The following is a 12,734-nucleotide window of genomic DNA, read 5'->3' on the forward strand; positions in this document are numbered from 1 at the left end:
GAGCCCCAGTGCGACGCCCGCCACCTGCTGGCGGGACGCTGCGGCGGCGCCCCGTCAGTGGGCCCGCGCCCTATGCAGCAGCCCGAGGCCGACGCTTGTGGCGGTGAGGCAGGCGGCGGCGAGATACCAGAGGGGCGCGGAGGGCAGCCAGGGCAGCACCCCCGAAATGAGCACCGGCGTGGCTCCGGCGATGATGCCCGAGACGAGGTTGAGCGACAGGGACACGCCGCTATAGGCGATGCGCGGCGGGAAGGCCCGGATCATCACCACCGAGGCCGCGCCGAGCATGCCGCCGCCCGCCCCCGCCAGGATGAAGAAGGGCACGGCGAGATCGGGCCGCGCGGTGGCGCCCAGGAAGAAAGCGGCGTCGGCGCACAAGGCGATGAGGCTCGCCAGCACCAGCGCCCGCGCCTGCCCGATGGCATCGAAGAGATGGCCGGACACCTGCGCGAACACCACGAAGGCGCCCGTGGCGAGGCAGCCGGCGGTGAGCGCCTCCACGGCGCTCAGATGAAACAGGGTCTGGAGCAGGGTCGGCCCCATCAGGCACAGCACCACGAAATGGGCGATGAAGCTCCAGAAGGCGCCCACCGACACCGCGACGGCGCGCGGATGCGCGCGCAGCACCTCGCCGATGGGCAAGGCCGGGGCCGTCCCGCCGGCGGCCTGCAGCGCCGCGAACACCGGCGTCTCGTGCAGGTGGCGGCGCAGGAAGAGAGCGAGAAAGCCCAGAAGGCCGCCCAGGGCGAAGGGCAGGCGCCATCCATAGGCCTGGATGGCGGGCTCGCTCAGCACCTGATGGAGCAGCGCCGATACGCTCACGCCCAGCAGCACGCCGCAGGTCATGCCCGAGGCGACGAAGCCGCAGGCCCGTCCGCGCCGGGCATCGGCCACATGCTCCGCGCCGAACAGATAGCCGCCCGCCACCTCCCCGCCCACGGCGATACCCTGCACGATGCGCAGCCCGCAGAGCAGGAGCGGGGCGGCCATGCCGATGGTGGCGTAGCCGGGCAGCACCGCCATGCCCAATGTCGCGCCGGCCATGAGGGTGACGGTGAAGGCGAAGGTGCGCTTGCGGCCGAGCCGGTCGCCGAAATGGGCGATGACCACGCCCCCAAAGGGCCGGGCGAAATAGCCCACCGCGAACACCACGAAGGTCTGGAGTTCCGCGAGCCACGAGGGGATGCCCGGCGGAAAGAAGGCCAATGCCAGCACCGGCACGAAGAAGACGAAGATGACGAAATCGAACAGTTCCAGCGCCCCGCCCAGCGAGGTGAGGAGCAGGGTGCGCATCTGCTCCCGGCTCAGGGGCCCGGTATCCGAGGGGTGGGCCGCGCGGGGCGTCATGGGGAAGCTTCGGCGGGAGGGTAGGGTGGGAGGTATTATGGCAGGTTTAAACCATGCCGTCTCGACCCACCCCGCCAGGTGTCAGGAAGTCGCGTCCTTCGGCAGGAAGAAGGACAGCACGAACCCCACCGCGCACAGCGCCAGCACGTAATGGGCATGGGCCATGGGGTCCACCTGCAGCGCCAGCGTGACGAAGAGCGGCGTGAGGCCGCCAAACACCGCGTAGGAGACGTTGTAGGAGAAGGACACGCCGGAGAAGGCCACCGACGGCGGGAAGGCCCGCACCATGACGAAGGGCACCACCGAGATCATGCCCACCAGCAGGCCCGCCGCCGAATAGAGCGGCAGGAGCAGGTCCGGCCGGGTGGGCACGAGGTAGAAGAAGGCGCCCGCCGTCAGCGCGAGGCCCACCGAGCCCAAGGACAGCACCTGCCGCGCGCCCAGCGCGTCGCACAGGAAGCCCGTGGTGACGCAGCCCACGGTGAGGAAGAAGGTGGCGAAGCTGTTGGCGGTGAGCGCCGTGGGCGCGGAGATGCCGTAGCGGGTCTGGAGCAAGGTGGGGGTCATGAGGATGACCACCACGATGCTGGCGGACAGCAGCCATGTGAGCAGCATGGACACCGTGACCGCCTTCAGGTGATCGCGCAGCACCACCGCGATGGGCAGGCCGTGGGACAGTTCCTTGCGCGCCTTCATCTGCTGGAAGACCGGTGTCTCCGCCAGCCAGGAGCGCAGATAGACGGCGAAGAAGCCGAACACGCCGCCCACGGCGAAGGGAATGCGCCACGCATAATCGTGGATCTCGGCCGGGGAGAAGGAGCGGTTGATGGCGGTGGCCACGAGCGCGCCCATGAGGATGCCCGCCGTGAGCCCCGCCGTGAGGATGCCGCAGGCCAGCCCCACCCGGCGCCGCGCCACATGCTCGGACACGAACACCCAGGCGCCCGGCACCTCGCCGCCGATGGCCGCGCCCTGGAGCACGCGCATGAGCAGCAGAAGCAGGGGCGCCGCATAGCCGAGGGTGGCGAAGGTGGGCAGGCAGGCAATGCCGAAGGTGGAGAGCGCCATCAGGAAGATGGAGAGGGTGAACATGCGCTTGCGGCCGAGCCGGTCGCCGAAATGGGCGAGCACGATGCCCCCCAGCGGCCGGGCGAGATAGCCGGCGGCGAAGATGCCGAACGCCTGGAGCTGCACCAGCCAGTCGGGAATGCCCGGCGGGAAGAACAGGTTTCCCAGCACCACCACGAAATAGACGAAGATGATGAAGTCGTAGAATTCCAGGGCGCCGCCCAGGGCGGAGAGGCCGAGGGTGCGCATGTCGGCGCCGCTGAGGCGGGCCCGAGCGGGGGCAGAAGGTGCATTCATGGCTCCCCTTTGCGCGCCGTTTGGACGAAACTCAAGAACGAGGGTTGAAAAAATTACGGCACGGGGCGCTCCGGCGAGGTGACCGGCCCGTACCAACAGCAAGAGCGGCGTCAACGCCGCCGGAGATGGCCATGATGCGTGCTTTCCTTACTCCGCGCCTTTCGCTCGCCGTCTGCCTGCTGCGCCTGTTTGCCTGCGCGCTACTGCTGGCGGGGGTGAGCGGTCTCGGCGCGGCGGTCACCTATCCTGAGATCGCGTCCTGGTATGCGGGGCTCGCCAAGCCCGGCTGGACGCCGCCCAACTTCGCCTTCCCCATCGTGTGGACCGCGCTCTATGGCCTGATGGCCATCGCCCTGTGGCGGCTGTGGGACCGGGCCGTGGAGAGCCCCGCGCGCCTGCGGGCGCTGGGCCTGTTCCTGGCCCAGCTCGCGCTCAATGCCCTCTGGTCTCCGGTGTTTTTCGGGCTGCACGCACCCGGGCCCGCCTTCGTCATCATCCTCGCCCTGATCGCCTGCGTGGCGGCCACGCTCCGTGCGGCCTTCAAGGCGGATGAAGTGGCGGGCTGGCTGCTGGTGCCCTATTTGCCCTGGCTTTGCTATGCCGCAGCCCTCAACGGTGCGATCCTGTTCCTCAATTGACGCCCGCGGCCAAGCGGGGGAGGGTTCCGGCCATGCTGTCCTGGTCCATCTATCTGCTGATCCCGCTCGCCTTGGCCGCGGTGGCGGGCGTGCTCGTCCTGGGCCTCGTCAATCTGGCGGCGGGCGGCTCGCCCCAGCGCTCGCAGAAGCTCATGCAGATGCGCGTGCTGCTTCAGTTCGCGGCCATCGTCCTCATCATGATCACCATCTTCTTCATGAGACGGTGAGGAGCGGCGGGAACGAAGCGGGAAGACGGGGCGGAACCCGATTCGGTCATGCCCTGTTCTGCTCACGCCCCCGCTGGGGCGGACGCCCGGTCCCGATCCGGGACGGCAGCGAACAGAGGGTGAATTCAGCCAAGCTTGCGATTCGGACCCGTCCCGTTCCCGCCCCGTTCGTTCGGCGCGCAGGCCCTGTCCCGGTCCGAGACGGGGAGAACGAAACGGGACAAGCGGGCGGTCAGCGATTCGGACCCGCTGTGTTCCTCCCGCGTTCCCCATGGGCAACGACAGCGTCCCGGAGCGGGACGCTCAGCCGCCTTTGATGGACAGGATAATGAGGATGGCGGCGCCCGCGGCCATGAAGCCCACCATCATGCCCCACAGGTGCCAGATGGGCGTTTCTTCCGTGAAGGCGCGCGGCTCGTTCTCGCGCAGGGCCTTGAGGGCCGAGCGGCGGGCGGAACCGGGCTCGGCCTCGGCCGGGTGCTGAAAAGCCGACGAGGCGTCGGGCGGGCGCAGGCTGGAGCCGGCGCGCCGGCGTTCGGGGAAAGATGTATCCATCGGGCGGCTCCTTTCGTGAGGAGTAACCCGCATTGCGCCACCCGGTTCCGGGTTGGCGCCCGTTCAGGCGCCGGAAGCGAGCCAGGGCGCCGTGCGGTCCAGGCCGATCAGCGTCTCCGGCTCCACGCGCGGGCGCACCAGCGCGTGGTCCGCGCCCTTCACCAGCACCTCGGGAATGAGGGCGCGGGTGTTGTAGGTGCCCGCCTGCACGGCGCCATAGGCACCGGCCGTCATCACCGCCAGCAGGTCGCCGGGGGCGGGCAGGGGCATTTCGCGGCCCAGCGCCAGATAATCGCCGGTCTCGCAGACCGGGCCGACCAGGTCCACCCGCGCGGCGGGCGTGCCGGGGGCGGGCAGCACCACGGGCTGGATGTCGTGATGGGCCTCGTAGAGGGTCGGGCGGATCAAATCGTTCATGGCCGCGTCGGCGATGACGAAGGTCTTGGCCTCGCCGGTCTTCACATAGAGCACGCGGGTGACGAGGATGCCCGCATTGGCGACGATCATGCGGCCCATCTCGAAGACGAGCGGCAGCTTCAGGTCGCCCAGCGCGCGGTTGATGACTTCGGCATAGGCGGTGGGCGCGGGGGGCACCGGGTCGGAGGCGGCATAGGGCACGCCGAGCCCGCCGCCCAGGTCCATATGGTGCAGCTTGTGCCCGGCGGCCAGGAGGTCGCGCGCCAGCTCGGCCAGCAGCAGCGTCGCATTCTCGAACGGCGCCATATTGGTGATCTGGCTGCCGATATGCATGTCCACGCCGGTGATGGCGATGCCCGGCAGGCGGGCCGCATGGTCATAGACCGCGCGGGCACGGGAAATGGGGATGCCGAACTTGGTCTCCGACGTGCCCGTGGAGATCTTGGCATGGGTCTTGGCGTCCACGTCCGGATTGACGCGGATGGAGATGGGGGCGATGGCGCCCCGGCTCACGGCCACCTGGGAGAGCAGGTCCAGTTCCGGTTCGCTCTCGATATTGAAGCACAGGATGCCCGCATCGAGCGCCTGGGCCATTTCCGGCGGGGTCTTGCCCACGCCCGAGAAGACGATGCGGCTGGCGGGCACGCCCGCCGCCAGCGCCCGCTGCAATTCGCCGCCGGAGACGATGTCCGCCCCCGCCCCGAGGCGGGCGAGCGTGCCGATGACCGACTGGTTGGAATTGGCCTTGAGCGCGTAGCACAGCAGCACGTCGCGGCCCGTGAAGGCCTGCGTGAACACCGTATAGTGCCGCTCCAGCGTGGCGGTGGAATAGCAGTAGAAGGGCGTGCCGATCTCGTCCGCGAGCGCGGTCAGGTCCACGTCCTCGGCATGAAGCCGGCCGTTGCGATAGTCGAAATGATGCATGTCGGGCCTGCGATCGGGTCCGCGCTCAGAGCAGGAAATCGAGGAAGAACGACTTCTTGGTCGCGGGAGTGGTGGTGGCCGGGGCGGGCGTGGACACCGAATTGCCGGGCATGTCCGGCGGGTTCAGGCCGCCCGTATAGACCGGGTTCGCGCCCCAGGCCTGGTCACCCGCCTCGCGCGCCGCTTCCGCATTGGTCATGGGCGCGGGGGTGGCCTGCGCCGTGGGAGCGCCGGCGTCCTTGGGATGCTCTAGCGGGCCTTTCACGCCGCACCCGGCAAGAGCGAGGGCGGCGGCGCAGGTCAGAAGGAGAAGGCGGACAGACACGGTGCGGCAATTCCAATGGAATTCGGCGGCGAATTGGCCGCCACTATAACGGCCATGGCGGCAAAGGCGAGCCCCGACCTGCTGCGCCGCACGCGCACGATCGCGCTACCGCCGCAGGATGGTGCTCGCCGCCGGCCGGCGATGCTCCCAGCCAAGCTGTTCCAGGGTGGGGCTGTCGGTCTGGTCCTGGGGATAGCCGATGCAGAAATAGCCGATGAAGCGCCAGTCATCGGGAACATCGAGGGCGGCGCGCACCGCCTGCGGGTCGAGGATGGAGACCCAGCCCATGCCGATGCCTTCCGCCCGCGCGGCGATCCATAAGGTGTGCACCGCCATCACCACCGAATAGTCGATGGTCTCGGGCATGGTGAGGCGGCCGAGCCCGTGGCCCTGGCGGGTGGCGGACTCGGAGAAGACGGCGAGGTGCACGGGGGCTTCATCCAGCCCTTCCAGCTTCAGCCGCGCATAGGAGGCGACCCGCTCCGGCGCCTGCCGGGAGAGGGCCTGCGCATTGCAGGCTTCGAACGAGGCGCGCACCTCGGCCCGTCGCGCGGGATCCTCCACGATGACGAAGCGCCAGGGCTGGCTCAGCCCGACTGAGGGGGCGAGGGCCGCCACGTCAATGAGACGTTCCAGCGCCCCCTCGGGCAGGGGATCGGGGCGGAACCGGCGCACGTCGCGCCGCCAGACGAGAAGATCCCGCAGCCGGGCGCGGAACCTGTCGTCGAAATGCGGCGCGGCGCCGGTCACGGCTTCAGGCCGGTGTTTTGGGCTGGAGCTTCTTGATCCAGCGGCGCGCCTGGGCGCGCACCCGCACGGGCGCGGTGCCGCCATAGGAGGTGCGGCTCGCCACGGACTTGGTGACAGAGAGGACCGAGAACACGTCCTGCGTGATCTTCTTGTCCACGCTCTGCATCTCCTCAAGCGAGAGGCGGTGCAGGGCGACGCCCTTCTCCGAGGCCAGCGCCACGATGCGCCCGGTGATGTGGTGCGCCTCGCGGAACGGGATGCCCAGCGTGCGCACCAGCCAGTCGGCGAGGTCGGTGGCGGTGGAATAGCCCTGGCCGGCTGCGGTGCGCATGCGCGCGGCGTCGGGCTCCAGGTCGCGCACCATTCCGGCGGTGGCGGCGATCACCAGCGAGAGGGCGGAGAAGGCGTCGAACGCCCCCTCCTTGTCCTCCTGCATGTCCTTGGCATAGGCCAGCGGCAGGCCCTTCATCACCACCAGCAGCCCGGTGAGCGCGCCGATGATGCGCCCCGACTTGCCGCGCGCCAGCTCGGCGGCGTCCGGGTTGCGCTTCTGCGGCATGATGGACGAGCCGGTGGTGAAGGCGTCCGACAGCTTGATGAGGCCGAAGGAGGGCGAGGTCCAGATCACCACCTCTTCCGCGAAGCGCGAGAGATGCATGGCGCAGATGGACGCGGCGGCGAGGCATTCCAGCACGAAGTCGCGGTCGGAGACGGCATCCAGCGAATTGGCGGTGGGCCGGTCGAAGCCGAGCGCCTTGGCGGTGGCCTCGCGGTCGATGGGGAAGGAGGTGCCGGCCAGCGCCGCCGAGCCCAGCGGGGATTCGTTCAGCCGCGCGCGGGCGTCCCTGAGGCGCCCCCGGTCGCGGGCATACATCTCCACATAGGCCATGAGATGGTGGCCGAAGGTCACCGGCTGGGCGGTCTGGAGATGGGTGAAGCCGGGCATGACGGTGGCGGCGTGGGCGAGCGCCTTCTCGCTGAGCGCCAGCATCAAATCGGCGAGCTGGGCGTCCAGGGCATCGACCGTGTCGCGCACATAGAGGCGGAAGTCGGTGGCCACCTGGTCGTTGCGCGAGCGGGCGGTGTGCAGGCGGCCGGCGCTGGCGCCGATCAGGTCCGCGAGGCGCTGTTCCACATTCATGTGGATGTCTTCGAGGTCGCGCCGGAAGGTGAAGGTGCCCGCCTCGATCTCTGACAGGATCGTGTCTAGACCCTTCTGGATCTTCTGGACATCCTTCGCCGCCACGATGCCCTGGGCCGCCAGCATGGCCGCATGGGCCTTGGAGCCGGCGATGTCCTGGGCGTAAAGACGCTGGTCGAAGCCGATGGAGGCGTTGATCTCCTCCATGATGGCATCGGGGCCCGTGGAGAAACGCCCGCCCCACATCTTATTGCTCATGACGGACCTCCTTGATGACCGAACCTGACGCGCCGCTCCCGCCCTCCGCTTCTCCGCACCGTTCCGGGCGCGGGCGCATGGTCGCGGTGCTGGGCGCGGCGGCCGTGGCCGGCGCGCTGGCGGGCGCGCTCGCCCTATACGTGATCGGGGGCACCCCCCGCAATGCGCCAGCGGGGCAGACGGCCGCCGTTTCGGCGTCTCCCGCCCCCTCCGGCACCGCCGATCCCGCCTGCGCGGCCGCCGTGACCCTGGCGGACCGGCTGAAGCCGCTGGCCAAGGGCGAGGTGGCGGCCTTCTCGCTGGCCACCGAGCCGCGCCGCCTGCCGCCGCTCAGCTTCACGGACGCGCAGGGCAAGGCCATGAGCCTCGCCGATTTCAAGGGCAAGCTGCTTCTGGTCAATCTCTGGGCCACATGGTGCGTGCCCTGCCGCAAGGAAATGCCGGAGCTGGATCATCTGGAACAGGCCCTGGGCGGCGACCGCTTCCAGGTGGTGGCCATCAATCTGGACACCAAGGACCCGGAAAAGCCCAAGGCGTTTCTCTCCGAGATCGGCAACAAGTCCCTCGCCTTCTATGCCGATCCCGGCACCAAGAGCTTCTCGGCCCTGCGCGCGGTGGGGCGCGGCTTCGGTCTGCCCACCACGCTTCTGGTGGACGGGAACGGCTGCGAGATCGGCTTCCTGGCGGGCCCCGCCGCATGGGCGAGCGAGGACGCGCAGGCGGTGATCAAGGCGGCGCTGGCGGGCGGCTGAGGCGCAGGGTGCCGTTTCCGGCCCTTGAGCATTGCCCCCTCCCAACCCTCCCCCGCACGCGGGAGAGGGCTTTGCCGCGTGTTTGCGGCATGGGCCTGCCCTCATCTCCCCGCGCACCCAAAGCTCCCTCTCCCGCTTGCGGGGGAGGGCTGGGGAGGGGGAAATCGGCGGGGGTTCGGAGGCAGACCCTCAGGGAGAGTCTCCCCTACCCCTCCGCCATCTCCGAGCGCTGCGGGCGGGCCATGAGCGCCTCAATGGCGCCCGCAATTGTTAGCCGGCCATCAAGCACCGCTTCCACCGCCGCGCAGACCGGCATGTCGATGTCGCGCGCCCGCGCCATTTCCATGAGCACGGCGGCGGTGAAGGCGCCTTCCGCCAGCTTCCCCTCGGCGGCCTTGCCTTCCCCGAGGGCGAGGCCCAGAGCGAAATTGCGCGATTGCGTGCTCGACGCCGTGAGAATCAGGTCGCCGAGGCCCGACAGGCCGGTAAGCGTCTCCGGCCGCGCCCCGAAGGCGGTGCCGAAGCGGGCCAGCTCCGCAAAGCCGCGCGCGATGAGCGCCGCGCCCGCGCTGGCGCCGAGCCGGCGCCCGGCCACGATGCCCGCCGCGATGGCCAGCACATTCTTCGCCGCCCCGCCGATCTCCACGCCCCGCACGTCGGAGGAGTGATAGAGCCGGAAGGTGGCCGAGCCCAGGCTGGCGCTGAGATCCCGCGCGAGGTCGAGGTCGGCGGCGGCCAGCGTCACGGCCGTGGGCAGGCCCTGCGCCACGTCGGCGGCGAAGCTCGGGCCGGAGAGGATGGCGGCGGGCAAACCGGGTGCGGCGGCGGCCAGAACCTGCGTCATGAAGGCGTGGGTGCCGCGCTCGATACCCTTGGCGCAGGTGACCAGCGGCGTGCCCTCCGGCAGCACCTCGGCCAAAGCCCCCGCCACCTGTCGGCTCGCCTGCGCGGGCACCACCAAGAGCACGGCGCCGCAGGGGGTGAGATCGGTCAGCGACGATGTGGGCGTCACTCCCGCTTCCAAAGCCACCCCCGGCAGGCCGCGCCGGTTCTCAGCCGTGGCCGCCATGTCTGCCGCCTGCGCGGGATCGCGCGTCCACAGCACCACCTCGCGCCCGGCGCGGGTGGCGGCATTGGCGAGCGCGGTGCCCCAGGAGCCCGCGCCCGCGACGCCTATGCGGGAAAAGAGCGCGCTCATGCCTTCGCGCCCGTGGCCGAGGGGTCGAGCGGCCAGCGCGCGCGGGGGCTGATGGTGAGCGTGTCGGTGAGCCCGCGCGCGAGCCGTTCCGCTCCCGCCCAGGCAATCATGGCGCCGTTGTCGGTGCACAGAGCGGGCGGGGGCACCGCGATGCGGGTGCCGATCTCGGCGGCGGTCTTCTGCAGCGCGAGGCGGATGGCGATGTTGGCGCCCACGCCGCCCGCCACCACGAGGGCGGTGGGCCCGCAGCCCGCAATGTCGCGGAACTGGCGCGCGCCCGCCCGCACCCGGTCGCAGATCACGTCCACCACCGACGCCTGGAAGGAGGCGCACAGGTCCGCCACGTCGGTGTCGGTGAGCGGGGCCAGCCGGTCCGCTTCCACGCGCACGGCGGTCTTGAGGCCGGACAAAGAGAAATCGGGTTCGCGCCGCCCGAACAGGGGGCGCGGGAAGGCGAAGCGCTCGGGATCGCCGCGCAGCGCCTGGCTCTCCACCTCGGGGCCGCCCGGATAAGGCAGGCTCAGCATCTTCGCCACCTTGTCGAAGGCCTCGCCCACCGCATCGTCGATGGTGGTGCCGATGCGCCGGTAGCGGCCCACATCCTCCACCGCCAGCAATTGGGTGTGCCCACCCGAGACCAGCAGCAGGAGATAGGGGAAGGCGACGCCATCCGTGAGGCGGGCGGTGAGGGCGTGGGCTTCCAGATGGTTCACGGCGATGAGCGGCCGGTCCGCCGCCAGCGCCAGCGCCTTGGCGGTGGTAAGCCCCACGATGACCCCGCCGATGAGCCCCGGCCCGGCCGCCGCCGCGATGCCGCTGAGATCGGAAAAGCCGATGCCCGCCTGGCGCATGGCTTCCGCGATGACGATGTCCAGCACCTCCACATGGGCGCGGGCGGCGATTTCGGGCACCACGCCGCCATAGGGCGAATGCTCCTCCACCTGGCTGCGCACCACGTTGGAAATCACATGGCCCGCCCCGGAGGGCGCGCGTGCCACCACCGCCGCGGCGGTCTCGTCGCAGGTGGTCTCGATGCCGAGCACGAGCAGGTCCGCCAAAGGCCCATCCTCCCGCGCGGGACGCCGCGCTCGAACGCCGCTCCATCGCGGCGCAATTCCCGGCTATCATCCCGCCCAGCCATGACACAAGCCATCCCCGCCTCTTCCGCCCCGCGCCTCGCCATCGGCACACGCGGTTCCCCCCTTGCCCTTTGGCAGGCCTATGCGGTGCGCGACGCCCTCGCGGCCGCCTTCGGCCGTGCGCCGGACACCATTTCCCTGGAGGTGATTCGCACCTCCGGCGACCAGATCCAGGACCGCGCCCTCTCCGAGGCGGGCGGCAAGGGGCTGTTCACCAAGGAGATCGAGGAAGCGCTCCTCGACGGGCGAATCGATCTCGCCGTCCATTCCGCGAAGGACGTGGCCACCGTGTTGCCGGACGGGCTCCATCTCGCCGGCTACCTGCCCCGCGCGGATGTGCGCGATGCGCTGATCCTCGCCGAGGGTGCGGGCCTCTCCGACCTGCCGTCCGGCGCGCGGGTGGGCACCGCCTCGCTCCGGCGCGAGGCGCAATTGCGCCGCCTGCGGCCGGACCTGCAGGTGGGACTGCTGCGCGGCAATGTGCAGACCCGGCTCGCCAAGGTGCGCGGCGGCGAATTCCAGGGCACGCTGCTGGCGCTCGCCGGCCTTACCCGGCTCGGCCTTGCCCATGAAGCCAGCGCCATCCTGCCGCTGGACCATTTCCTGCCCGCCGTGGGCCAGGGGGCGGTGGCCATCGAGTGCCGCGTGGCGGATGAAGCCACCAACGCCGCCATCGCCCGCATCGCCTGCCGGGCCACGGGCATCGCGCTGGCGGCCGAGCGCGCCTTCCTCGCGGCGCTGGACGGCTCCTGCCGCACGCCCATTGCGGGCCTCGCCACGGTGGAGGGGGACATTGTGCGCCTGCGCGGCCTCGTCCTGTCGCCGGACGGACGGGACGCGGCGGAGGCGGACGAGAGTGCGCCCGTGGCGGACGCCGCCCGGCTCGGCACCGAGAGCGGCGTTCGGCTGCGCGGGTCCGCCCCGGCGCGGGCGCTCGGCCTCTAGGCCCGTGCGCCTCCTCCTCACCCGGCCCGAGCCCGGCGCGTCGCGCACGGCGGCCCGGCTGCGCGGGATGGGGCATGAGGTGCTGGCGGATCCCATGCTGTGCATCGTGCCGGTGGCCGCGCCTGTGCCGCCGGGCCGGTTCGATGCGCTCGCCTTCACCAGCGCCAACGGGGTGCGGGCCTTCGCTGCCCGCCCGCCGGGTTTACCGGTTTATGCCGTGGGCACGCGCACGGGCGACGTGGCGCGGGACAGCGGGTTTTCCCCCGTGACGGACTGCGCGGGGGATGTGGACGCGCTGGCGGCGCGGCTCGCGGCGGATTTCCCCCCCGGCGCGCGCATCCTCCACGCGGCGGGAGCGGACCGGGCGGGCGACCTCGCGGCCCTGGTGGCGTCCGCCGGTCTCGAAATCGTGACCCTCGTGGTCTATCGCGCCGAGGCGGCCGACGCCCTGGCGCCGGAGACCCGTGCCGCGCTTACGGACGGCGCTGTGGACGGCGTGCTGCATTTCTCCCCGCGCACCGCCGTGGCCGTTCTGTCCGCCGTCGCGGCGGCGGGGCTCATGGAACCGTTCGCCCGGCTGCGACACTTCTGCTTGTCTGCGGCCGTCGCGGCGGTACTGGCGCCCGCCGGAATCGCCGCGCGCGTGGCGCCCGTGCCGGAGGAGGAGGCGTTGCTTTCCCTCCTGTCCGAGGGCGGTGGAGCGGGGGGCGAGGTTGCCCCGGAAGGGCTGCCGGTTTAAGCCGGAGAGAGCGG

The 12,734-nt window shown here is 70.9% G+C and carries 14 protein-coding genes; 5 read left to right on the forward strand and 9 right to left on the reverse strand.

The window, feature by feature from the left end; translation table 11 throughout:
- Window positions 1–54: 54 nt before the first annotated feature.
- Both EJJ38_RS00105 and EJJ38_RS00110 read right to left on the reverse strand, forming a co-directional pair.
- Window positions 55–1,347, reverse strand: a complete 1,293-nt coding sequence (locus tag EJJ38_RS00105; protein ID WP_127088084.1) for an MFS transporter — start codon at window positions 1,345–1,347, stop codon at window positions 55–57.
- Window positions 1,348–1,428: 81 nt separating this feature from the next.
- On the reverse strand, window positions 1,429–2,712 hold the full coding sequence (locus tag EJJ38_RS00110; protein ID WP_127088085.1) for an MFS transporter: 1,284 nt from the start codon (window positions 2,710–2,712) through the stop codon (window positions 1,429–1,431).
- 131 nt (window positions 2,713–2,843) lie between these two features.
- Between EJJ38_RS00110 and EJJ38_RS00115 the strand changes: the two genes are divergently transcribed.
- The gene (locus EJJ38_RS00115) at window positions 2,844–3,350 is read left to right on the forward strand and encodes a TspO/MBR family protein (protein ID WP_245454036.1); all 507 of its coding nucleotides are present in this window, start codon (window positions 2,844–2,846) and stop codon (window positions 3,348–3,350) included.
- A 32-nt stretch (window positions 3,351–3,382) separates the two neighbouring features.
- Window positions 3,383–3,577 (forward strand): twin transmembrane helix small protein, encoded by a 195-nt coding sequence (locus EJJ38_RS00120; RefSeq protein WP_127088086.1) that lies wholly within the window; start codon window positions 3,383–3,385, stop codon window positions 3,575–3,577.
- A gap of 303 nt (window positions 3,578–3,880) precedes the next feature.
- On the opposite strand, the gene EJJ38_RS00125 is transcribed toward EJJ38_RS00120, so the two are convergent.
- From EJJ38_RS00125 to argH, 5 genes are all read right to left on the reverse strand, one after another.
- A complete protein-coding gene (locus tag EJJ38_RS00125; protein ID WP_127088087.1) occupies window positions 3,881–4,132 on the reverse strand; it encodes a hypothetical protein in 252 nt (83 codons plus the stop codon).
- A 63-nt stretch (window positions 4,133–4,195) separates the two neighbouring features.
- Complete coding sequence (gene lysA, locus EJJ38_RS00130; protein WP_127088088.1) at window positions 4,196–5,473, reverse strand: diaminopimelate decarboxylase; 1,278 nt, start codon at window positions 5,471–5,473, stop codon at window positions 4,196–4,198.
- Between the two features lie 25 nt (window positions 5,474–5,498).
- The gene (gene lptM / locus EJJ38_RS00135) at window positions 5,499–5,798 is read right to left on the reverse strand and encodes an LPS translocon maturation chaperone LptM (protein WP_127088089.1); all 300 of its coding nucleotides are present in this window, start codon (window positions 5,796–5,798) and stop codon (window positions 5,499–5,501) included.
- Window positions 5,799–5,903: 105 nt separating this feature from the next.
- Entirely contained in the window at window positions 5,904–6,548 is a 645-nt protein-coding gene (bluB, locus tag EJJ38_RS00140) for a 5,6-dimethylbenzimidazole synthase (protein ID WP_245454037.1), read from the reverse strand.
- 4 nt (window positions 6,549–6,552) lie between these two features.
- Window positions 6,553–7,947 (reverse strand): argininosuccinate lyase, encoded by a 1,395-nt coding sequence (gene argH, locus EJJ38_RS00145; protein ID WP_127088091.1) that lies wholly within the window; start codon window positions 7,945–7,947, stop codon window positions 6,553–6,555.
- Window positions 7,948–7,961: 14 nt separating this feature from the next.
- Between argH and tlpA the strand changes: the two genes are divergently transcribed.
- Window positions 7,962–8,699, forward strand: coding sequence for a thiol:disulfide interchange protein TlpA (gene tlpA / locus EJJ38_RS00150; RefSeq protein WP_127088092.1), 738 nt, complete (start codon window positions 7,962–7,964; stop codon window positions 8,697–8,699).
- A 205-nt stretch (window positions 8,700–8,904) separates the two neighbouring features.
- On the opposite strand, the gene EJJ38_RS00155 is transcribed toward tlpA, so the two are convergent.
- Both EJJ38_RS00155 and tsaD read right to left on the reverse strand, forming a co-directional pair.
- Complete coding sequence (locus EJJ38_RS00155) at window positions 8,905–9,897, reverse strand: NAD(P)H-dependent glycerol-3-phosphate dehydrogenase (protein ID WP_127088093.1); 993 nt, start codon at window positions 9,895–9,897, stop codon at window positions 8,905–8,907.
- Complete coding sequence (tsaD, locus tag EJJ38_RS00160) at window positions 9,894–10,946, reverse strand: tRNA (adenosine(37)-N6)-threonylcarbamoyltransferase complex transferase subunit TsaD (protein WP_127088386.1); 1,053 nt, start codon at window positions 10,944–10,946, stop codon at window positions 9,894–9,896. The genes EJJ38_RS00155 and tsaD overlap by 4 nt, the downstream gene beginning before the upstream one ends.
- A gap of 90 nt (window positions 10,947–11,036) precedes the next feature.
- On the opposite strand from tsaD, the gene hemC reads away from it, so the two are divergent.
- Both hemC and EJJ38_RS00170 read left to right on the forward strand, forming a co-directional pair.
- Window positions 11,037–11,981 (forward strand): hydroxymethylbilane synthase, encoded by a 945-nt coding sequence (gene hemC / locus EJJ38_RS00165; RefSeq protein WP_127088094.1) that lies wholly within the window; start codon window positions 11,037–11,039, stop codon window positions 11,979–11,981.
- 4 nt (window positions 11,982–11,985) lie between these two features.
- The gene (locus tag EJJ38_RS00170; RefSeq protein WP_127088095.1) at window positions 11,986–12,720 is read left to right on the forward strand and encodes a uroporphyrinogen-III synthase; all 735 of its coding nucleotides are present in this window, start codon (window positions 11,986–11,988) and stop codon (window positions 12,718–12,720) included.
- Window positions 12,721–12,734 lie beyond the last annotated feature (14 nt).

Source organism: Aquabacter cavernae (assembly GCF_003993795.1).
In the GTDB taxonomy this organism is placed as follows: domain Bacteria; phylum Pseudomonadota; class Alphaproteobacteria; order Rhizobiales; family Xanthobacteraceae; genus Aquabacter; species Aquabacter cavernae.